The 19,821-nt window shown below is 63.5% G+C and carries 19 protein-coding genes and 2 pseudogenes; 14 read left to right on the top strand and 7 right to left on the bottom strand.

Annotated elements, in window-relative coordinates:
* Nucleotides 1-177: 177 nt before the first annotated feature.
* From DK26_RS19545 to DK26_RS28645, 6 genes are all read left to right on the top strand, one after another.
* Entirely contained in the window at nucleotides 178-954 is a 777-nt protein-coding gene (locus DK26_RS19545) for an ABC transporter permease (protein WP_066475977.1), read from the top strand.
* Nucleotides 951-1,757, top strand: a complete 807-nt coding sequence (locus tag DK26_RS19540; protein ID WP_066475976.1) for an ABC transporter permease — start codon at nucleotides 951-953, stop codon at nucleotides 1,755-1,757. The genes DK26_RS19545 and DK26_RS19540 overlap by 4 nt, the downstream gene beginning before the upstream one ends.
* A complete protein-coding gene (locus DK26_RS19535; RefSeq protein ID WP_066475975.1) occupies nucleotides 1,754-2,512 on the top strand; it encodes an ABC transporter ATP-binding protein in 759 nt (252 codons plus the stop codon). Before DK26_RS19540 ends, DK26_RS19535 begins: the two co-directional genes overlap by 4 nt.
* Complete coding sequence (locus tag DK26_RS19530) at nucleotides 2,509-2,838, top strand: hypothetical protein (RefSeq protein WP_066475973.1); 330 nt, start codon at nucleotides 2,509-2,511, stop codon at nucleotides 2,836-2,838. Before DK26_RS19535 ends, DK26_RS19530 begins: the two co-directional genes overlap by 4 nt.
* 3 nt (nucleotides 2,839-2,841) lie before the next feature.
* Nucleotides 2,842-3,903, top strand: a complete 1,062-nt coding sequence (locus DK26_RS19525) for an ABC transporter substrate-binding protein (protein ID WP_248310041.1) — start codon at nucleotides 2,842-2,844, stop codon at nucleotides 3,901-3,903.
* 462 nt (nucleotides 3,904-4,365) lie between these two features.
* Nucleotides 4,366-6,117 (top strand): adenylate/guanylate cyclase domain-containing protein, encoded by a 1,752-nt coding sequence (locus tag DK26_RS28645; RefSeq protein WP_083533378.1) that lies wholly within the window; start codon nucleotides 4,366-4,368, stop codon nucleotides 6,115-6,117.
* A 226-nt stretch (nucleotides 6,118-6,343) separates the two neighbouring features.
* On the opposite strand, the pseudogene DK26_RS19515 reads toward DK26_RS28645, so the two are convergent.
* Nucleotides 6,344-6,640 (bottom strand): annotated as a pseudogene (locus tag DK26_RS19515) (integrase core domain-containing protein); the annotation flags it as partial.
* A gap of 7 nt (nucleotides 6,641-6,647) precedes the next feature.
* Nucleotides 6,648-6,740 (bottom strand): annotated as a pseudogene (locus DK26_RS29745) (transposase); the annotation flags it as partial.
* A gap of 101 nt (nucleotides 6,741-6,841) precedes the next feature.
* Between DK26_RS29745 and DK26_RS19510 the strand changes: the two are divergent.
* From DK26_RS19510 to DK26_RS19500, 3 genes are all read left to right on the top strand, one after another.
* A complete protein-coding gene (locus tag DK26_RS19510; RefSeq protein WP_066475966.1) occupies nucleotides 6,842-7,438 on the top strand; it encodes a YigZ family protein in 597 nt (198 codons plus the stop codon).
* A gap of 278 nt (nucleotides 7,439-7,716) precedes the next feature.
* Entirely contained in the window at nucleotides 7,717-9,339 is a 1,623-nt protein-coding gene (locus DK26_RS19505; protein ID WP_248310040.1) for an FAD-dependent monooxygenase, read from the top strand.
* 29 nt (nucleotides 9,340-9,368) lie between these two features.
* A complete protein-coding gene (locus DK26_RS19500; RefSeq protein ID WP_066476434.1) occupies nucleotides 9,369-10,379 on the top strand; it encodes a c-type cytochrome in 1,011 nt (336 codons plus the stop codon).
* A 75-nt stretch (nucleotides 10,380-10,454) separates the two neighbouring features.
* On the opposite strand, the gene DK26_RS19495 is transcribed toward DK26_RS19500, so the two are convergent.
* Both DK26_RS19495 and DK26_RS19490 read right to left on the bottom strand, forming a co-directional pair.
* Nucleotides 10,455-11,240, bottom strand: a complete 786-nt coding sequence (locus DK26_RS19495; protein ID WP_066475964.1) for a DUF4239 domain-containing protein — start codon at nucleotides 11,238-11,240, stop codon at nucleotides 10,455-10,457.
* A gap of 143 nt (nucleotides 11,241-11,383) precedes the next feature.
* On the bottom strand, nucleotides 11,384-12,592 hold the full coding sequence (locus tag DK26_RS19490) for an amidohydrolase (RefSeq protein WP_066476430.1): 1,209 nt from the start codon (nucleotides 12,590-12,592) through the stop codon (nucleotides 11,384-11,386).
* A 912-nt stretch (nucleotides 12,593-13,504) separates the two neighbouring features.
* Between DK26_RS19490 and DK26_RS29105 the strand changes: the two genes are divergently transcribed.
* Complete coding sequence (locus DK26_RS29105) at nucleotides 13,505-13,906, top strand: hypothetical protein (protein WP_157089737.1); 402 nt, start codon at nucleotides 13,505-13,507, stop codon at nucleotides 13,904-13,906.
* A gap of 140 nt (nucleotides 13,907-14,046) precedes the next feature.
* Here DK26_RS29105 and DK26_RS28635 read toward each other — a convergent pair whose 3' ends face one another.
* Complete coding sequence (locus DK26_RS28635) at nucleotides 14,047-14,313, bottom strand: YMGG-like glycine zipper-containing protein (RefSeq protein ID WP_184231714.1); 267 nt, start codon at nucleotides 14,311-14,313, stop codon at nucleotides 14,047-14,049.
* A gap of 209 nt (nucleotides 14,314-14,522) precedes the next feature.
* Here DK26_RS28635 and DK26_RS19485 point away from each other — a divergent pair, with 209 nt between their 5' ends.
* Both DK26_RS19485 and DK26_RS19480 read left to right on the top strand, forming a co-directional pair.
* Nucleotides 14,523-15,530, top strand: a complete 1,008-nt coding sequence (locus tag DK26_RS19485; RefSeq protein ID WP_066475961.1) for a helix-turn-helix domain-containing protein — start codon at nucleotides 14,523-14,525, stop codon at nucleotides 15,528-15,530.
* Between the two features lie 315 nt (nucleotides 15,531-15,845).
* Nucleotides 15,846-16,088 carry a hypothetical protein gene (locus DK26_RS19480; RefSeq protein ID WP_157089736.1) on the top strand — a complete coding sequence of 81 codons (243 nt, stop codon included), beginning with the start codon at nucleotides 15,846-15,848 and terminating at the stop codon, nucleotides 16,086-16,088.
* A gap of 268 nt (nucleotides 16,089-16,356) precedes the next feature.
* Here the strand turns inward: DK26_RS19480 and DK26_RS29910 are convergent, their stop codons facing one another.
* A complete protein-coding gene (locus tag DK26_RS29910; protein ID WP_282568048.1) occupies nucleotides 16,357-16,485 on the bottom strand; it encodes a hypothetical protein in 129 nt (42 codons plus the stop codon).
* Nucleotides 16,486-16,588: 103 nt separating this feature from the next.
* Nucleotides 16,589-17,005 (bottom strand): hypothetical protein, encoded by a 417-nt coding sequence (locus DK26_RS19475; protein ID WP_066475957.1) that lies wholly within the window; start codon nucleotides 17,003-17,005, stop codon nucleotides 16,589-16,591.
* 1,024 nt (nucleotides 17,006-18,029) lie between these two features.
* On the opposite strand from DK26_RS19475, the gene DK26_RS19465 reads away from it, so the two are divergent.
* Both DK26_RS19465 and DK26_RS19460 read left to right on the top strand, forming a co-directional pair.
* Nucleotides 18,030-18,293, top strand: a complete 264-nt coding sequence (locus tag DK26_RS19465) for a hypothetical protein (protein ID WP_066475954.1) — start codon at nucleotides 18,030-18,032, stop codon at nucleotides 18,291-18,293.
* Nucleotides 18,268-19,659, top strand: coding sequence for an AAA family ATPase (locus DK26_RS19460; RefSeq protein WP_066475953.1), 1,392 nt, complete (start codon nucleotides 18,268-18,270; stop codon nucleotides 19,657-19,659). The genes DK26_RS19465 and DK26_RS19460 overlap by 26 nt, the downstream gene beginning before the upstream one ends.
* The last annotated feature ends 162 nt before the right edge of the window (nucleotides 19,660-19,821 follow it).

Below are 19,821 nucleotides of genomic sequence, written 5' to 3'. Positions count from 1 at the left end.
GATGCAGCTTGCCGCAGGGAAAGCCGGCCTATACTCTCTTGTATGCAAGATGCGCAGTCTCCGGGTTCGCTCGACCGAACCGCCGCAGGAGACGCGCATAAGGAGTTTGCACTCACCTTCGTGGTGCGGGCGGATTGATTGCTTCGTGGGCCTACGGCGCGCGAACAGGGAGGATGTATGGTCGCAGGCAACCGCGTGGCGGGGGCGCTGACTTTTGTCGCGCCTTTGGCTTTCCTGGTCGTTATCTGGGCGGTGGTCGTTCCCGCATTCGAGGTCAGGCCGCAGATCTTCCCGAGCGTCTCCGCCGTTTTCGCCGCAGGAATCGCCGGCCTCCGTGACGGCACCCTGCTGACCCATGTCGCGACCAGCCTGGCGCGCGTCGCCATCGGCACCGTGCTTGCGATCATAGTCGCCGTGCCGCTCGGCATCCTGATGGGGATCAGCAAGGGCGTCTCGGCTTTCCTCACACCGCTGCTGCGCTTCTTCTCCGTCCTCGCCGGCATCGCCTGGATCCCGATCGCGACGCTCTGGTTCGGCTATGGCTTCGGCGCCATCGTCTTCGTCATCTTCAACGCCGTCTTCTTTGTCGTCGTCTACAACACGCTGCTCGGCGTCTCGACGATCCCGATGCCGATCCGCAATGCGGCGGCATCGCTCGGCGCGGGCCGACTCGCCATGCTGAGCGACGTGCTGCTCCCCGGCGCCCTGCCGAACATCGTCACCGGCATCCGCACCGGGCTCGGCTTCGCCTGGCGCGGCCTGATCGCGGCCGAGATGATCGCGACCAATGTCGGCCTCGGCTACATGCTGTTCGTCGCCCGCGACTTCTACCAGACCGAGGTGATCATCTTCGGCATGATCGTGATCGGCACGCTCTGGCTGCTGATCGACCGGCTGATTCTCGCTCCTCTGGAGCGGGCGACGATCGAGCGCTGGGGCTTGGTGCGCGCATGAACGCGGCCCTCGTCCTCTGGAGCTGGTGGGTCCGCACCTCCGCCAAATGGCCGGTGCTGCAGACGCTCGCCCCTTTCGTTCCGGTCGTCGCGCTGTGGTGGGGCGTCGCCGCCTGGGGGCCGTTCCCGCCGGCCTTCTTCCCGTCGCCTCCGGATGTAGTGCGCGCCTTCGGTTCGCTGATCTACAAGGGCATCCTGCCGGAATATCTCGGCGACAGCGTCGCCCGGCTGGCCGCCGGCGCGGCCGTCGGCATCGCGCTCGGCATTCCGCTCGGCCTGCTGATCGGGCTGAGCCGGCGCGCCTACACCGCCTTGTGGCCGATCCTGCTCTTCTTCCAGGCGATCGGCGATATCGCCTGGTTGCCGATCCTGATCATCTGGTTCGGCTTCGGCATGACCACGATGACGATCATCATCGTCTACACCGTGCTCTTCCCGGTGGTGCTCAACACCGTGCTCGGCGTCCGCTCGGTGCGGATAGAGCTCTACCGCGCCGCCCAGAGCCTCGGCGCAACGCCGGCGCGGGTGCTGACCGAGGTGGTCATCCCCGGCGCGCTGCCGAACATCATCACCGGCCTGCGCAACGGGCTCGGCTATGGCTGGCGCGCGCTGATCGCCGCCGAGATGATCGTCGGCACCAGCGGCATCGGCTTCATGATGTTCGATGCGCGCCGGGCCGGCTCCGTGGTTGAAATCGTGCTGGGCATGATCGTGCTCGGCATCCTCTGGTACATTGTCGACGCCTGGGTGCTGGCTCCGATCGAGCGGGCGACGGGGCGTCGCTGGGGACTGGTGACACAGTGAAATCGCTCAGCCTTAGATCGCTCTCGAAGACCTATTTCGACCTCTATGCCGGCTCGCAGCACACGGCGCTGCACGACATCTCGCTCGACGTGCCGGCCGGCGAGTTCGTCTCGATCGTCGGCCCGTCCGGCTGCGGCAAGTCGACCATCCTCAACATGGTCGCCGGCTTCATCCCGCAATCGGGCGGCGAGATCCTGGTCGGCGGAGAGCCGGTCAAGGGGCCGGGCGCCGACCGCGGGGTGGTCTTCCAGTCCTTCGCGCTCTTCCCCTGGAAGACGGTGCTGGAGAATGTCGGCTTCGGGCCGAAGATGCGCGGCATCGCCAAGGCCGAGCGCGACGAGATCGCGCGCGAGTATCTCGACCTGGTCGGGCTGGCCCACGCCGCGGACCGCTATCCCAACGAGCTCTCGGGCGGCATGCAGCAGCGCGTCGGCGTGGTCCGGGCCCTCGCCAACAAGCCCGACATCCTTTTGATGGACGAGCCCTTCGCCAGCGTCGACGCGCAGACCCGCATGACCCTGCAGGAGGAACTGACCCGGATCTGGGAAGAGCGCCGGCCGACTGTGATCTTCATCACCCATGACGTGCCGGAGGCGGTCTTCCTGGCGAACCGCGTCGTCGTGCTGTCGAAGGGTCATATCCTAGAGCAGGTCGAGATCCCGCTGGCACGGCCGCGCGTCTGGGACCAGCTCGTCGAGGATGACGGCTTCAAGGAGCTTTCCAACAAGGTCCTGGCGCTGGTGAGGGCGGCATGAGGCTGGTCCGCGCCACGCTGGAATCGAGGCGAGGCCGCATCCTGCTCGGCCTGCTTGTGGCTTGGCTTCTCTGGCAGGGCTGGCTCGTGCTTCACGCCCCGTCCAAGGTCGCCGGCGGCTTTCCGGATCGTCAGCGCGTCAACGCGCTGATCACCCTGCCTTTCGTGCCCGAGCGCTTCCATATCCTGATCTTCCAGCGCTTCGGGCGCGTCTCGGGCACCGACGGCAACAGCGTCGAGGTCAGGAACATCGACAAGAACCAACTCAACGCCATCGCCCGCTACTACTGGGTGAGGAGAATTGAGCCCTTGCAACTGGGAGGATAGAGCATGATCACACGCAGGACTATGCTAGCCGGAGCCGCGGTCGTCGCCGCACCGGCTGTCGTCAGGGCGCAGCAGCTGGTCAAGATGAAGGCCGGCATGGTCACCGGCATCGACCAACTCGGCCTGCCTATCGCGCTGGAGCGCGGCTTCTTCGAGAAATGGGGCCTCGATGTCGACATCGCCCGGCCCTATGCGACCGGCGTCGACGCGCTGAACGCGCTGCAGGCCGGCGAGAGCGAGATCGTCCAGGTCGGCGTGCCGATGATCGGCGCCGTCGTGCGCGGCATGGATCTGGTGGCGCTCGGCAACTACAGCGGCAACGCCCACCGCGGCGGCTCGGACGCCACCATGGCGCTGGTCGCCCGCTCCGATTCCGGGATCACCAAGGGCGACCTCGCCTCGCTCAAGGGCAAGAAGATCGCGACCTCCTTCGGCACGATCAACCATCTCTACATCCTCGCCTTGATCGAGAAGGGCGGGCTGACGCCGGCCGATGTCACGCTGGTCAACACGCCGCCGCCGGACATGACGGTCGCGCTGCTCGCCAAGGGCATCGACGCCTTCGTCGGCTGGGACCCCTGGCCGATCATCGCTCTCAAGGACGTGCCGGGCGCGGTCGAGATCATCCGTGGCGGCAACGTCATCGCCTATGTCGGCTTCAACGTCGGCATGCGGCCCTGGGTGGCCGCCAACGGGCCGAAGATCGAGAAGTTCCTGGCGGCGGTCTCCGAGGCCGACCAGTGGATGCGCAAGAACCCGAAGCTGGCCGCTCAGGTCGGCACGCGCTGGATCCCCGGCCTCAAGCAGGAGATCGCGGAGGCTGCGATGGAGTTCAACATCCAGCAGGCCGACCGGCGCCTCTCGGCCAACAACTACCGGGCGATGTGGGCGGCGCTCGACCGGCTGAACCGGCTCGGCTTCCTGAAGTCGACCTTCGACGTCAACAAGCACATCGAGCCCAAGCACATCCTCAAGGTGATGCAGGAGCACCCTGCCCTGTTCAACGACCTGCCGCCGATCCCGGCGGATGCCGCGATCGGCCCCGGCTACGAGTTCAAGCCCTGAGCCATCAGAACCAGGAGCGGCAGCGCCTCGCCGTTGTCGCTCCTGTCGTCTCAGACGCATTTGCAGCATCGTCCGCCGGCAACATGGCCAGAGCAATGCCGGGATAAGCGCGTGTCGCGGTGAACATGACGAACTCCGATCACGCAACGATTCCGGGCGCCGGACGTCGCCGCTGCACTTGATTGCCCCATTGCTTTTCCGGGATCGGCAAGACGATCGGCCCTTCGCTCTTCGGGCATCTTCCTGCCTGGTCCGGGGTCTCGATGAGCCCGGTCCCTGGCGTCGAAGAGCTTGTCTCGCGGTCATCCAATCCGTCGGCCTGGCCCGGCCAATCGAGCAAGGAGGCCCGCCAGTTCCGGCTCCAGCGAAAGCAGCTCCGCGACCACGGTAGCGCTTTGTGGCCCCGCGATATAACGTAAGGCTCATCGTGTATCATTCGCCTTCCTTTCGGAGCCACGAGTGATGTCGTCAATCGATACCAGCATCACGAAGAAATACGTCGCTGTATTTTCTGCTGATATTGCTGGATACAGCAGCATGATGGAGAATGACGAGATAGGGACGTACTCGTCGCTTTTACAGCATCGTGAAATGATGCAGAATTATATTTATCAGTACAATGGCCGCATCAACAATACGGCCGGAGACAGCGTCCTCGCCGAATTTGAAACCTCATCAGACGCAGTGGAATGTGCCGTTCAATTTCAGGATGCAGCCAGACATCTTGAGCATCCCGGAAATTCTCAGGGAATGCATTTTCGGATCGGCGTCCACTATGGGCAGGTCATGCCTCTCCACGATGATATAATCGGGAAGGAAGTCAATATTGCCGCAAGAATTCAAGCGATCGCAGAGCCCGGAGAAGTCGTCATTTCAAGCGACGTCTATAACAAAATCCATACCGAGCTGGATGCCAGATACATTGACCTGGGACGGCGATCCGTAAAAAATATCGAAACACCGGTCCATGTATTTTCTGTATCGCGCTCACAATCAAACAAAACAAGGCAACAACGACAGATAATTGAGAGGCCGTCTATTGCCGTACTACCCTTCAAAAATCTAAACAAAAATGCGGAAGACGACTATTTTGCCGACGGCGTGGCTGGAGAAATAATAACCGCCCTCTCTCGCGCTAAGACGCTCGTCATAATAGCAAGAGGGTCGAGCTTTGGGTACAGAGACACGGGCATCGACATTCATGAAGCAGCCAAGAAGCTTGGCGTTAGATATATCCTGAGAGGTAATTTACAGAGGTCGGAGAGACGCGTTCGATTGAACGTTCATCTCGATGACGCCGAGGGTGGCACAACGCTTTGGTCTGACCATTTCGACGGCGATAACAGCGATATTTTTGAACTACAGGATCAGATCGCGGAGAGAGTCGTTGGCGCGCTCGAGGCCGAATTGCGGAGCGCTGAAATCATCAGGCAGAAGAGGCGCCCTACGGACAATCTGTCCGCTTACGATCAGACTCTTCGTGGCATCAGCTTGTTCTACGATAGATCTGAAAAGAGCAGCCTCTCGGCGCTGACCGCATTCTACAAGGCGATCGATCTGGACCCCGACTATGCGCTGCCCTACGGGTACGCAGCCATGACACTCGTGCTCCGGCGCGCTCAGGGATGGCCGCCCCGGGACATCGATACGCCTGAGGAGTGCATTCGTCTCGCTGAGCTCGCATCCATGCTCGGCCCCGATGACCCGACCGCCCTGAGCTTGGCGGGAATGGCGCGCGTTTATTTTGGTCACGAACCGGAGATAAGCAAGAACATCATAGAAGAAGCGATCTTCCTCAACCCGAACTCGGCAGTTGGCTGGTACGCGATGGGGATCCTCAGAATGTCCCAGGGAGATCACAGGGCAGCCGCATCGGCGATCTTCAGGTCCCTGGCCCTGAATCCACGAGACCCCGGTCGATTTGCCTATATTACCTCCCTTGCGCTCGCGGAATACCTCGACGGTAACTGTACAGAAGCAGTTGCCCTGGTCGACAAAGCGCTTGGAATGCACCCCAATTATCTCCCCGCATTGCGGGTCAAGGCGGCGGCCACGGCCATGCTCGGAGGAGACGCCGGTGCTGTGGTTGCAAAACTGAACTCTCTCGATCCGGACGGCAGCGTGGCGAAGGCTGCGCAGCAAATGATAAGGCTCCAAGCTTCCGATATGAAGCTCTACCATACCGGCCTCCGGCAATCCGGCCTGAGAACCTGAGCGGAGCCTCGCCACGGCGTCGCCCCTCGCGAGCCCCCGTCCAAAAGCGCGTCGGCATGTTCTTGCCCAGGCGGAGCGCGACCGCCCACTGAAGCGACATTTTCCTGCATCGGCGGACATCGCCCTGCGCTCAGGACGATCCCCGTCCGCAGATGACCTGAGACCCTTTTCTCCTCCGGTCTGAGGGAGATATCTGGCCTTAGGCGGCCCGCTTTTCCAGCGTGAATTTGAGGGCGAACTCGGCAGGCGTCATGTTGCCGAGGCCCGAGTGTGGTCGGCGGCGGTTATCGTCCTCCTTCCACGAGGTGATGGCGCTGCAGGCCTCGGTGAGCGTCGAGAGCAACGTGTCGTTGAGACATTCGTCCCGGAAGCGTCCGTTGAAGCTCTCGACGACGGCGTTCTGCGTCGGCTTGCCGGGGGAGATTTAGTGCCACGCGACACCGGCTTCCTGGCACCAGCGCAGGATCGCCATCGAGGTGAGCTCGGTGCCGTTGTCGGACACGATCGTCTCCGGCCGGCCACGCAGCCGAATCCGGAGACGCCTGCGCCACACTCACTCCGCGATCCTTGATCAGGTGGACCGCCTCGATCTTGAACTCGCGCCCAAACTGTCTTCGCCGCATACGCCACCTCCGGTTTCATGAAACACCCAATCTCGGTGTCCACGAAGCCGGCGGCAGGCCATTTGCAGGGACCAGGGTCTCAGGTCGTGATATGCGGGCGTATGGTTGCACGCCTCACCCTTGTTGAAATCGCTATCCGTCAGCAGGAGATCAAGAAGAGCCGGTTCACTGCGGCCGCTGGTCCCATCGCAGACGAAGCGGCAGCGAAAGACTTCATTGCGGCACGGTCCGATCGGGCAGCCAATCACAATTGCTGGGCATGGCGCTTGGGGCAGAGATACCGCTTCAACGACGATGGCGAGCCCAGCGGGACCGCCGGCAAGCCGATCCTTGCCGCAATCGATGGACAAGGCCTCGATGGCGTCGTTGTTGTCGTGACACGCTGGTTCGGTGGCATCCTTCTCGGAAGCGGCGGTCTGATCCGTGCCTATGGCGGAACGGCGGCCCTATGCTTGCGCGAGGCTGAAAAGGAGGTGCTTGTCGAAACCGTCTCCGGGACGGTCACATGCGGGTTCAGTGATTTGGCACTGGTTCAGGTGCGTTTGGGCGCGCTTTCGGGCGTACAGGTGGCTGTTCAGGCTTTCACGGAGGGCGGCGCGATCCTGTCGGTGTTGGCGCCGACGTCGGAAGCAGGTGGCGTGGAGCGGCTGCTAGCGGATCTGACCAGTGGACAGTCAGTGATCGGATGGAGCCGATGAGCACAGCACAGTAGCCCCTGGCGGTGAACTCGCGCCAGGAGCAGACGTTTTAACGAGCACGAAACCAGACATTCCCATGACAGAGAGGGGCAGCCGTTTGGCTGCCATAGTGGCGTTCGGTTTCAACCTGCTGATGCCCCGCACACGGCGGCGCATCACAGTTCCAAAGCGGGCATTGGCGTTGAACTCGCCGGCCTCTTACATTTCCGATGCTCTGCACCCGCCGAAGCAAACACAAGACCGCTGCGGCAGCAATGAAGCCGCCTGGAGCCCAGCAGATGACCGGCAGCCATGCGTCCATCCTGATCGTCGGCGCCGGTCCGGTGGGACTTTCTCTTGCCATTGGCCTCGCCCGGCGCGGCCTTCGCGCCGACATCATCGACATGGCGTCAGCGCCGTCGCGGTTCTGCCGGGCGATCGGGATCACCCCGCGCACGCTCGAGGTTTTCGAGGCGATGGGCGTCGCCCGCGATATCCTGAGGGCCGGGCTGCAGCTCAGCGGACGCCGTATGATCGTCCATCGCGGGGCGGAAGCGATCGTCCACGATCAGCCGGTCGATTTCCCGGAGCTGCCCTATAGCCAGTACGGGGTTCCGCAGGATCGGACGGAGACCGTGCTCGAAGCCGCGCTGGAGCAGCGCGGCATCCGGGTCATCCGCGGCTCCAGGCTAGCCCGCCTCATCCCCGGCCCCGACGGACAGACGGTGGAGCTCGAGCGTGACGGGGCCAGCGAAACCCGTCGCTACGACTACGTCGTCGGCTGCGACGGAGCCCACAGCGCCGTCCGGAAAGCGCTCGGCATCGCCTTCGAAGGCAGCGCCTTCCCCTATGACTTCATGCTCGGGGACGTCTCGATCGACTGGGACCTGCCCCGTGGCACCAGCCTGCAGGGAATCCGGCCGGCGGTCGATGCCCCGCCCGACTTCTTCGTGGCGATCCCCTTGCCCGAGCGGAATCGCTATCGGGTTTCGATGATGGCTTCCTCCCAGCCGCCGGGCGCGAGTGACGGCGAAGTCGCGCACGGCATCCAGTCCGAACGCCCCGGCGCCTCGCTCTCGCAATTGCAGGCGGTGGCAGACCGGCTGGTGCCCGGGCAGCCGAAGCTGTCGGACCTGCGATGGTCGTCGATCTTCCGGATCAGCATGCGCCTCGCCGCGCGCTATCGCATCGGCAATGTCTTTCTGGCGGGGGATGCCTGCCATATCCACCCGCCGACCGGCGGCCAGGGCATGAACACAGGGATCCAGGACGCCGACAATCTCGCCTGGAAGCTCGCCCTCGTGGCGCGCGGCGAGGCCGCGCCCGTCTTGCTCGACAGCTATGAGGCAGAGCGGCGGCCCATCGCGGAACATGTCATCGCCGACACAGTCGAGCGCAGCATGAGCATGGGCAAGCCGTCCGCCCCGCCAGACAGGCTGCAGGATACGCAGATACGGGTCAGCTATGCCGAGGGGCCGATCGTGGGCGGGGCTCCGCAGGCCGGCCTCGCGCCCGGGGACCGGATGCCCGACATCCAAGGCCTGCGGCAGCGCGGCGTCGGTTTCCCCTTACGGCTGTTCGACCTGACCCGCGGCCCCTGGTTCACGCTTCTGGCTTTTTCCGGAGATGGCGACAGCGATGCCCTGCAGAGCATCGTGGCGAGGCTGTCGGCGGATTTTCCGGGGAAAGTCGCCAGCGTCGCAATCCTTCGACAGGGCAGCGCCGAGCCGGACCGGCCGGAGATCACAGTCGTGCGGGCCGAGGCAGAAGCGCTGCAGGCAGTTTTCGATGGCGCACCGCCTGCGCTCATCCTCCTGCGGCCCGACGGCTATGTCGGCTACATCGGCGCAATGGCGCTCGACCCGCTGCGCGATTTCCTGGCGACGACGCTTGAACTTCGCCATTGTTCGGAACCGCGCTGACCGACGCAGCCTCCATCGATGGTGAGATCATGACCAGCCGCTTCGTCATAGGCGCACGCCTTGTTTCCGGCATCGGCCTTGCCGCAGCCTGGGCGCTCCTTGCCTATGCGGGCGGCGCCTCCGCTCAACAGCGGCCATCCGACTGGATCGTCCCGGACGTGACGACGCTTTCGGACAGCCCTGCCAACCAATTGATCCGAAAGGGTCGCGAGCTCGTCGTCGCCACCCCGTCCCTGATCGGGCCGAATGTCGGCGATGCCAGCAAGCGCTTTGCCGGTAACAACCTGTCCTGCAGCAACTGTCATCTCTCTGCCGGCACGCGCAAGTTCGGCTTGCCCCTGTTCGGCCTAGCCCATCTGTTTCCGCAGTACAGCGCTCGCAAGGGCGGCGAAATCACGATCGAGGACCGCGTCAATTCCTGTATGACCCGCAGCCTGAACGGTCGCGAGATGCCCGATACCGCGCCGGAAATGCGCGCACTGGTCGCCTATATCGACTTCCTCTCCACCAATGTCGCGAAGGGTGAGACATTGCCCGGCCTCGGCGCGGGATCGATGCCGGAACTGGCACGCGCGGCCGATCCGGCGCGGGGGAGCGTCATCTTCGGGAACAGCTGCGCGGCCTGCCATGGTACTGACGGTCTCGGCGTCAGGCGAAGCCTGCCCACGACCGATCTCGGCTACATGGTGCCGCCGCTCTGGGGCGCGGACAGCTTCAACAACGGCGCCGGCATGGGCCGGCTGAGCGTCGCGGCGAACTTCATCCACTTCAACATGCCGCACGGGACCGACTACTCCAGCCCGCGACTGTCGGTGGAGGATGCCTGGGACGTCGCGGCGTTCATGCTGTCCCATGAGCGGCCGGTGAAGCCGGGGCTGGAGCGCGACTTTCCCGATCTGCTCCTGAAACCGGTCGAAACGCCCTATGGCCCCTACGCCGACGGCTTCGGCGTCGATCAGCATCGCTACGGACCGTTCGGGCCGATACGGCAGGAGATCGACAGGCTGAAGCAGAACCCGCCGCCGCCCGCGCCGCGCTAGCTCGCGAGTGGCGGCGCGATTGCAAGCCTCGGAGGGTGAGAGCCCACGGTGCGCGCAACGCGACGCCGCAGATCCCTACCGCATCATGTCGGTCAGTGCGTCGCGCGTCGACACGCTGGAGATGTGGAACACGCCTTGATAGGGCATGCTCAGATCGACGATCACGAACATGATGCTCGAGATCGATAGCACCCCGATCGCCAAGACCGCAGCGCTGAGGGCGCGGCGGGGTATCTGCAGCCCGAAGCTCAGGAAGACCAAGCTGAGCCAGAAGCTCAGAAGGCCGATGAAGAAGGCGCCGGAGGGGATGTGGGAATCCTCGATGACGTTCCACCTCGCCGAGAGCGCAAGCGAGTAGGCTGTCCGGCAGCGGGCCGCGGAGTTCTCCAGCCCGGGGCGCTGAAGAGCGTCCACGGCAGCGCCGATTTCGTTCGTCAGCTGCGACAGGGTGCTGTCCTCGCCGCGAACCGCCATGCTCGCAGTGTCCGGCATCCCCGCAACCACGATCTTCGCTTCCTGCGGCCAGGTGCTCGCCAATACGGCCGCGGTATACTGGCGAAGCTTCAGCCGGATCGGATCTGCGGCGTCGCCGAAAATGCGCAGGCACTGGTCGAGGCTGGTCAGGCGCGCGGCATAGGTCGAACGATGGGCACTGGCCTCGTCGAAGCGTGCCCGGGCTGTCGAGAGCTGCAGGCTGAGGATCAGCGCCGCGAAGGTTACCATCAGGCCGGTCACCAGCCGGATCGAGTCCAGGTTCTCGGCCGTCAGATGCCGCTCATGCAGGCGCTTTCGCAGCGCCATGCCTGCCAGCGCGGACATGCAGAAAAGCGCGAGAAACGCGAAGACCAGAAGAAATTCCATAGCGCGTCCCCGATGGCCTTTTTTTTGACCCCACCGCCTTGCGCCCGCATTTCGCAGTGCGGAAGACGAGCCGCGCGCTTGTCGGATTGGTACCGCAGCCAGCGCCAGGAGCCGCTACTACGAAGTCGCCTGCGAGCTGACAATCATTTCAGCACGGGTGGGGCCGCAAGTTCCTGCGGCTTGCCGCGTGAGACAATGAGCGAGGGGAGCTGGCGCTCGACGATGACCTGCGGGGCATGCGGGGCTTCGAACGCGACGATATCGGCGCGCGCTCCGGGACGGATCTCGCCCGCACCGAGACCGCAGATGCGCGACGGGATGGTCGTGACGTGGTCGAGCAACGCTGCAATATCCTCGTCCCGCCGGAGCCCGAACCGATACGCCCCGAGCATGGCGCGGTCGACCATCCCGATCACGGTCGAGGGGTTCCAGCAGTCGCGGATGTTGTCGGAGCCGAAGAAGACCTCGACACCGCGCGCTCGCAGTCGGGGGATGGGCGGGCAGCGATCTCCGCCTGGGATGCTGGACAGGATCGCGACGCCGCTCTCGCGGAGCGCGTCGGCGGTTGCATCGAGGTGCCGCTCGTCTGCATCAGCCAGCGCGAAGGCATGGCTGATCGTAACCTGGCCGCCGAGGCCCCCGGCCCGCGTCCGCGCGATGATGTCGTCGATCTCGTCGAGCCCTTCCGAGCCACCATCATGCAGGTGGATGTCGATGCCGCGGCCATGTTTCTCCGCCAGCGCGAAGACGATCGCGAGATGGCCGTCCCGGTCGCCGTCGATGCCGACCGGGTCCAGGCCGCCGATAAGGTCGGCCCCCATACGCAGGGCCTCGTCGAGATAGGCCGCCGCGGGTGCGCAGGACAGGATGCCGCTCTGCGGAAAGGCGACGATCTGGATCTGCATCCGATCGGCCCAGCGTTCCCGCAACGTGAGCAGCTGTGTGAGATTGTCGAGTTTCGCGACGTCGTCGATGTCGACATGGGTGCGCAGGCTCGTCGTGCCCCGGCGCAGCGCCGCTTCGAGCAGAGCCTCCGCGCCTTGCTCCGCCAGCGGCGTCCGCGTCGAGCGTCGGTAGTCCTTTTCGGCCTCGATCCGAGCACGGATCGAGGCCGCCGCCTGATGCGGGCGCCAGGGCACTCCGAGCAGTGTCTTGTCGAGGTGGACATGGCCGTCCGTGAGGCCGGGCAGTACCAGCGCCCCGCCGAGCTCGATCGAACGACGAGCTTCAGGAGCATCCTCACCGTTGGGCCGCAGCGCCGCGACCTGGTCTCCGGCGATGTCGATCGACAGCAGCCGGCCGTCGGCCAGTCTCGCGCCATTCAGGCGCAAATCGGGAAGAGGCGTCGTCATCAGCATCTCGCGTTGAAGCTGCGGTGGGGGGCGGTCGCGGCCGGGAGCGTCCAATCGGAATAGAAGGCGCGAAGCAATTTGATCTCGCGCCACGCTAACGACGAACGAAAACCCCGGCCCGCGGCGAGCAAGACCGGGGTCGCTGAAAAGTTAAAACAGACCAGCAGAAAATCAGCTTGATCTGGATTTTTTTCGGCAGTTTCGCGTGTATTCGCGGCGCATCTCTCTGATTTGCTCGCGGTCGACCCGGGATGTCCTGCCTGGCTTGATGCTTTGGCGGGCTTCCTCTCTACAGGCCTCGCGGGCAGCATCGCCGCCGCCCCCGCCTCCTTGCCTAGCGTCCGCGGGGGACGCGAAGAACGCCAACGACGCGAGAAAAAGTGCATGGGGGAGGCGCATGCCAGGCTCCACTTCGGGTGCATAGCTCACAGCGGTTGACGTTACTGGAGTTCGGATCGAAGTCCAGATACGTGAAACAAAAAAGGCCCGGCCCCGCGTGAGACCGGGCCCAGTAGCTAGTCACTTCGATATGAAAAGCGCTGAATATGTCCGCGCCCTGTCACGCGGCGGCCTTTCTGCTGAAGCTGAAATCGCCGTCGGCATAGTGATGCCCGAAATGGGGCTCAATTGCCCAATCGAGTTTCTCTCGAAACTTGCGCCGAGTATCGTCGGCCTCGCCTCGTCCGTTCTCGAATAGCCGCTGTAGCGAAATCGCCAGGCCGAACCTAACGGAACCTCCGAGCTCCGAACAGTGGACAGTAAGCGGTCCTCGGCAAACAAAAACGGCCGGCCGGCGCGAGAAGCGGGGCCAATCAACAGGGGTGCGCAAAGCAAACTGGGCTACCTCAACGTCCCGATTGACCAAGCTTCGTCTGCAGCTAACCCTGCAAGGACAAATGGAGCTCTGCTTCAATGATCGACCGGCTTGTTTTGGCAGTTCCCCTATTTCTGGCTGGCGTGGGCGCCGCGAGCCCGCAGATCCAACGAGAAAGCTGTAGAACGCAAGGTCCGTGGTATTTTGTAACCCAGAACAGCAAAGTAGAATTTACAACGCAGATGGATGAGAACGGTTGCAGATATAGTTACACGAGTGCTCCTGAAGGCCAGCCTCACATGCGCGCAACGGTATTTGAGAAAGCCATCATTATGAAAGATCCCGCGAACGGCAAGATAACACAGACCGGTGATTTCTCGTTCTTTTACAAACCTAACACGGGATTCAGAGGCAAGGACCTGTTCGTCATCTACGTTTGCGGCTCATCGGCAGGCGCCTCCGGGTGCGCCCGGCTGACCTACAATGCGACAATCAGGTAGGTACAGCTACCAAACAAAAAGGCGGCCACCCCCTTTGAAGGGACCGGCGGCTGGTTCAGAAGGAGCAGTCAGACGGACGACCGGAGCCGCCGACTATTCCGGCCGAAGCCTGCGAAATGCCTAGCTGAGCCAGAAGCTGGCTATGGGCACCTTGCCATAAATCTACGACCCGCGCCGTCCTGGTAGATGCAGTTGTTGGGGGTTGTCGCTCGCCCGATCAGAGCGCCCGCCACACCGCCAGCCACCGCGCCTATTGCAGCGCCCCGTCCGCCCCCCGCCGCCGCGCCGATGAGCGCGCCGCCACCTGCGCCAATCGCGGCTCCGCCGAGTGTTCGCTGGGATTGAGAATCGGGGTTACAGCCTGCTGCACCGAGGGCCAAGCCGAAGAGGATGATTGCTCGGATCATTGGGCTCGCCCTTATGGCCATTGCGTTCGAAGGTCTCGCTATCGATCAGATCATAGCTGACGGTCCGGAGGCGGCTATCGCCGAGAATCCCAAATATGTGCTTGCCATCCCGAAAGAGGGGGTGGCTGGCCCCTCAAAGTAGATGGACGGCGGTGAGCTGCGATGTCAGCGTTACGCCGCGGTGCTCAACCTCGACATCAGGGGGAACCTTGGAGCCGATCGAAATCTCGACGTACGGCCTCCCCGAAGCGCAGCAGCTCGATGCATGGCGCGGGTGGTTCGAGACGGTCTTCGATCTTCATGTGCTGGATCCCAACGCCGGCTTTTCTGCCAAGAGCGTGCACTGGGCACTCGATGGCATGTCTCTCAGCCGGGTCACTGCTCCGGCATTGAGAGCGGTGCGAACGAAGGCTCTTACTCGTCAAAACCCCGTCGATCACTGGGTCATCACAGTCGGTAGGCAAAGAACTCTCGGAATCGCCGGGGGCGACAATTCATTCGAGGTCCCGGCGGGCGTTCCCTTCGTTGCCTCGTTGGGGCAGGAGTTGGTGAGCGAGCGGGCTCAGGATGAGCGTTTGCAGCTCTACCTGCCCAGGGACAATTTTGGTGATCTGGCGCCTGTGCTCGACGCTGTGCAGGGCCGAGCGCTGAGCACGCCTCTAGGTCGATTGCTTGGGGATTATCTCGTCCTCCTTGAAAAGAGCCTTCCGGAACTCGCTCCAGCAGATGCGGCAAAGCTGGCGGATGCTGTGAAGGCGATGCTGCTAGCCTGCCTAACGCCGCTTGCCGACCCGGGCGCTGCGGGCCAGATCCACGTCAGCCGGCGCGAGAGGGCAAAGCAGGTGATTGTGAGCCATCTGCGCTCACCCTCATTGGACCCGTCCAGCTTATGCCGAGAGCTAGGGATGTCCCGAAGTCAGCTCTATCGCTTGCTGCAGAACGATGGTGGCATAGCCCAGTATATCCAGCGGCTGCGCCTCCTTCAGGCTCACACGGAGCTGTCGGACGCGTCGAATGACAGCTCCATCAGAGCAATCGCTGAAGCGCTCTGCTTCCCGGACGGGTCGAGTTTTGCACGCGCCTTTAAGCTCGAGTTCGGTGTCAGTCCCAGCGATGTGCGGGCAGCTTCGTCGGCGGGCCAAGTCTTTAGCGTTCGGTCGAGGAGCTATGACGATGCAGAGTTCGGGACGCTCGGGGACTGCCTTCGTCATCTTTAGGTCCGGTCAGGCCTTTTTTTACCTCGCGGGGCAAGACCAACCCGGAGGGGCCAAACCGAAGGGGCTAGAGCTTTGAAGCCGGTTGGTCCGCCAGGCTATCGCGGCCGAAGCTGAGCGTCGTGCTCGACGGCGTGGCAGGCTCGACCGACCGCGAGGAGCGTGGAATCAAGGGCGTGCGAGGGGAAGCAGCAGTGGCGGCGCTGCACGGTGAGATCGCGCGATTCAGGCAAGTCAAGGCTCAACAGCCCACAATCCGGGCAACCATTTGTTAACTCTGCCCGCCTTTGTTGGGGCTCCCAACCGAAGGAGCTTCCCATGAATCGACGTTCATTTCTCACCGCCATGTTCGGCGGCGTCGCTGCCACTGCGGTCGGGAGCGTGATCGCGAGCGATGCGGCAAAGGCGTCCGACCTGCCACTCGACTTGACCACCAAGCTCGACGAAGCGCCTGCGGAGTTCACGCAGTACTACCGCGGGCCGCGCCGGCGTCGCCAGGTCTGCACTGTCACGCGGGACCGGTTCGGTCGCCGTCGTCGGGTCTGCCGCTGGGTCTATTGACATCCGGCGACCAAACGAAAAAGGCCCGGCCCCGCGTGAGCGAGACCGGGCCAGTCAGGGAGGAAACGCCCCAGGGAGGGTAGCCCCTTGCGAGGGCCAGGTGATCGCCGGAGGGGCTCACGGAATTCGATCAGGGCGGCTTGATCGTGCGCTCCATCATCATCCGGTCAAGTAGGGCTTTGATCCTGCTGACGCCGCGCGAGGTGCTGCGCAGCTCGGCCACCATCTCCGCGATCTTCTGATGATCCTCGGCAGCCGCGCAGCGAGCCTAGCGGGCCTCAGCCTCGACAGTGTCGATCCGGCGCTCGATGCGGGTGATCGCATCGGCCGTTTTGGCGTCGACCGTCTCGCTCTCGGACCAGAATATGAGTGCGAACGCTCCAATCGAGATCGCCACGGAGATGCCGGCCGAGATGGCGGCGGCAGCGATCCCCGGCTAAAGACGACCGTCTTCATTCGCTCGCATGGTCATGATTGCTCCGAAGGCGGGAGGTTTAGGCTCAGAGAGGCTTGTCCGTGGAGGTTGCCAGCACACCCGCCTTGGCCCCGATCTTCTCAGGCAGCGCCGCCTCGGAGAGACGGAAGGCCTTCACCGCGTCCGCGGCAGCACCAGCCAGATAGGAGACCGCTCGGCACATGTCTCCCGTGGCCAGGAGAATGCCGGCAGCGTTGGTCGCCGCAGCCTGAAATGCGTCTCGATGGCGAGCTTCGATGGCGAGCTTCAGCTTCGCGACGATGAACCTCCAGAGCCAGCCGGCGAGGCCGAGCACGACCACAATCGCCAGCTCGGTGAGGAGCGGCCGGAACAGGCCGAACAAGGTCTGGTCCGGCACAGCCGTCTGAGCCTCGGCCGAAACAGCGAGCATGACGACGACGCAGGCGAACGCCAGCGCGCCCAGATAGGCGAACAGCTTCATGATGATCTCTAGGGTGATGGCAGCTCCCAGCCGCTGGCGGGATGTCAAATGCTAAGGACGCGAGGTCGTGGGCCGCCTAGCGTGCCTTTGGGGCAAGGGGCATATCGCGATGAAAATGCGCTCGACGGCCTATTACCTGAGGCGTGAAGCGCTTCGGGTTCGAATGAGCAAGAAGCGCGCCCGGCGAGATGCCGCCGCTGCCTTGGCTGCCGACGCAGAACCGGCCGCGCCATGTGAGGGAACCGTCTGGCGCTCTTTGCTCGAACGGGTCCGTGCCCAGATGGCACGGGTTTCATAGGCGCTCAGACCAATCTTCCAAGCTCGTCCTTGCGGACGTCGGCATCGGGGCAGCCCTGGCCGGGCTGCACTATGCCCTGGCGGCGATGCTGTGGTCGGCCTCCTTCGCCATCTGGCTCATCGGCTTCTGGCCGATCCTCAATGCGGGGAAAGGCGAGGACAGCGGCTGCGGTTGAGGATCGACGAAGGGGCCTTGCGCGCCACTTCCGGACATTGGCTCGTTGTCGGAAGGCAGACCGCGCTGTGAGGTACGTGGCAACCGCAATCGACCCGATCCGGTCATTCCCGCAGACAGAACGCGATCCCGAATGCTGCTGCTACATGTCAGTCGGCGTTAGGCCGGTTCGTCGCATGAAATCGGCCATCGTGCCGCCGACGAGGGATTGGAATTGCACATCGCGCTGTGCGGCGATCGGCGCTCGTCGTGCAGCCGGCGGCGGCGAGGCATAGCGTAAGGGCAGCAAGGCGAAAGCGCCAACGCGTCCGTCCGCTATGTGGCGTGACCGTGTGGCCTGTCAGCTCGAACGACGCTAAGTCGCTGAAATTTCTGGCCCTCCCTAGGGGAGCCAAAGAGCCAAGTGATGACAAGTAGTTAGCGGAAAGTGGGACGAAATTTCTTCCCATGAAATCGCTACGTTTTCTTTCGTCACTGTCCCACTGATTTTTGGACAACTCCCCTCCCCGCCCGCATCCGCCGGCGGGCACTCTCGCACATCAGAGACTGCTTATGCAGATCATCGACTTCGTGCCGCTGCCTGATCCAGGCGGCAGCACGGCGCGTACGGTTGCGCGCTTCTCTCTGTCCTTTCCCGACATGAAGCTCTCGGGGTTCCGCCTTCGGCTCAGGCCCAACGGCACATTCATCGTCGCCGCGCCCGCCACAGACGGCATGCGCGTTGCGAACTTCAAGCCTGACCTCTTTCGCCAGATCAATTCGGCCGCTGAGGCGGCTTACAGAGGGCTCTATGCCAGTGACAGAAACTGCGCCTGACATCGACGAAGACGATTACGAAGACACCGGTCTCTACCATTTCATAGGTCCACTGGCGGAATTGTCCGACCTCGAGCCGGGCGCTCCAGAGCCGTCCGCAGCTGAACATGCTCACCATCTGGAGTTCATGCGTCGGCGGGACTGGGCCGCGGCAGAGCTTGAGCGCCTTGAGCGCGAGCGAGAGCGCGACCAGCGTATGGCGAAGCTGCGACTTGACCGGGACATCGCGGACGCGGCTCGATCGGGCGATCTAGCTAAGGTCGCGACCCTGACCGGCAAGTCCAACTGGATGCCCGCCGCCAGTAATGACAACCGGAAGAACTCGGCAAAGCGCGATCGTTTCGAGATCACGTTCTTCGACGACATCGAGGAGGAGACGCCCAAGGTCGAAATTCTTGAGAGCATCCTTGGCGAGGGAGAGTTCACCGACGTCATTGGCAAGCCCGGCTCCGGCAAGTCCGTCATCGTCACCGACATGGCCTGTCACATCGCGGCGGGGATGCCGTGGCATGGGCGCGCTGTCCGCAAGGGCCTGGTCGTCTACTTTGCCGCAGAGCGCCGGAAGCTGACGCTTCGGCGAATGGCTGCGTTTCGGAAGCACCACGGCGTCTCAGGCCTTCCCCTGGCTGTCTTCGGCGGCAAACTCGACATGACCGCGAACGTGCTGGACGCTGCGGCACTCACTCAGGCTGTGCGCAGCGTGGAGGAGCGTTTCGGCGTTCCGTGTGCTTGGGTCATCATTGACACCCTGAGCCGGACTTTCGGTGGCGGAGACCAGAACGCGTCGAAGGACATGGGCAAGTACGTGCAGTCCGTCGATGAGATTATCCGAGCCCTGCATTGCCACGTCACCGTGGTCCATCACAGCGGCTGGGGCGAGGAGCGCGGCAAGGGTGCTATCGACCTCGACGGCGCGGTGGATACCAGCTTCTACGTCAAGAACAGCGGCGGGAATTTCACTCTCGTGTGCGACGGCACGAACGACGGCGAGCCTGGCCCCGTCGCCGCCTTCACGATGCAGTCCGTAGAGGTCGGCCCTAGCACGAGCGCACCCGTGGTCATTCCGCAGAAGCTAGGCAACCTGTCCGGGGTGACCCGCGACGTCGAGCCCGCCAAGCCAACGCAGCGCGACATAGCGCTTAGCCATCTTCAAGAGGCGATTGCGGCGGAGGGCGTCTATCCGCCGGATCCGGACTTCAGCGATGGCGCGATGGTCGTGAAGGAAGAGGCGTGGCGCGAGCGCTGTTACGCAGCGGCTGGCGACGCTAGCCCGGATGCAAAGAGGAAGTCGTTTCAGCGGGCAAAGGCAGCGCTGCTGCGCGGCGACATTATTCGAGAAACCGGGCAATGGGTGTGGCCTGCATAAGCGGGACATTTGACCGGGACACGCGGGACATCGGGGCATTTCAATGTCCCGCTAGTGCCCATTTAGACCGGGACAACGGGACAGGGACATACCCCTCTATAGGGTATGTCCCGATGTCCCTGTCCCGATGGGTGGATATCGAAGAATTCAACGATGTCCCGC

Origin of the sequence: Allobosea sp. WAO (assembly GCF_001509835.1) — a bacterium.
GTDB lineage: Bacteria > Pseudomonadota > Alphaproteobacteria > Rhizobiales > Beijerinckiaceae > Allobosea.
Note: the sequence above shows the minus strand (reverse complement) of the source record. Positions and strands in the feature narration are given on the sequence as shown.

Bases quoted from the DNA above. Each gene is read 5' to 3' on its own strand.
- DK26_RS19545 (WP_066475977.1), top strand. From the start codon at position 178: ATGGTCGCAGGCAACCGCGTGGCGGGGGCGCTGACTTTTGTCGCGCCT.
- DK26_RS19540 (WP_066475976.1), top strand. From the start codon at position 951: ATGAACGCGGCCCTCGTCCTCTGGAGCTGGTGGGTCCGCACCTCCGCC.
- DK26_RS19530 (WP_066475973.1), top strand. From the start codon at position 2,509: ATGAGGCTGGTCCGCGCCACGCTGGAATCGAGGCGAGGCCGCATCCTG.
- DK26_RS19525 (WP_248310041.1), top strand. From the start codon at position 2,842: ATGATCACACGCAGGACTATGCTAGCCGGAGCCGCGGTCGTCGCCGCA.
- DK26_RS28645 (WP_083533378.1), top strand. From the start codon at position 4,366: ATGTCGTCAATCGATACCAGCATCACGAAGAAATACGTCGCTGTATTT.
- DK26_RS19510 (WP_066475966.1), top strand. From the start codon at position 6,842: ATGGTTGCACGCCTCACCCTTGTTGAAATCGCTATCCGTCAGCAGGAG.
- DK26_RS19505 (WP_248310040.1), top strand. From the start codon at position 7,717: ATGACCGGCAGCCATGCGTCCATCCTGATCGTCGGCGCCGGTCCGGTG.
- DK26_RS19500 (WP_066476434.1), top strand. From the start codon at position 9,369: ATGACCAGCCGCTTCGTCATAGGCGCACGCCTTGTTTCCGGCATCGGC.
- DK26_RS19495 (WP_066475964.1), bottom strand. From the start codon at position 11,240: ATGGAATTTCTTCTGGTCTTCGCGTTTCTCGCGCTTTTCTGCATGTCC.
- DK26_RS19490 (WP_066476430.1), bottom strand. From the start codon at position 12,592: ATGACGACGCCTCTTCCCGATTTGCGCCTGAATGGCGCGAGACTGGCC.
- DK26_RS29105 (WP_157089737.1), top strand. From the start codon at position 13,505: ATGATCGACCGGCTTGTTTTGGCAGTTCCCCTATTTCTGGCTGGCGTG.
- DK26_RS28635 (WP_184231714.1), bottom strand. From the start codon at position 14,313: ATGATCCGAGCAATCATCCTCTTCGGCTTGGCCCTCGGTGCAGCAGGC.
- DK26_RS19480 (WP_157089736.1), top strand. From the start codon at position 15,846: ATGAATCGACGTTCATTTCTCACCGCCATGTTCGGCGGCGTCGCTGCC.
- DK26_RS19475 (WP_066475957.1), bottom strand. From the start codon at position 17,005: ATGAAGCTGTTCGCCTATCTGGGCGCGCTGGCGTTCGCCTGCGTCGTC.
- DK26_RS19465 (WP_066475954.1), top strand. From the start codon at position 18,030: ATGCAGATCATCGACTTCGTGCCGCTGCCTGATCCAGGCGGCAGCACG.
- DK26_RS19460 (WP_066475953.1), top strand. From the start codon at position 18,268: ATGCCAGTGACAGAAACTGCGCCTGACATCGACGAAGACGATTACGAA.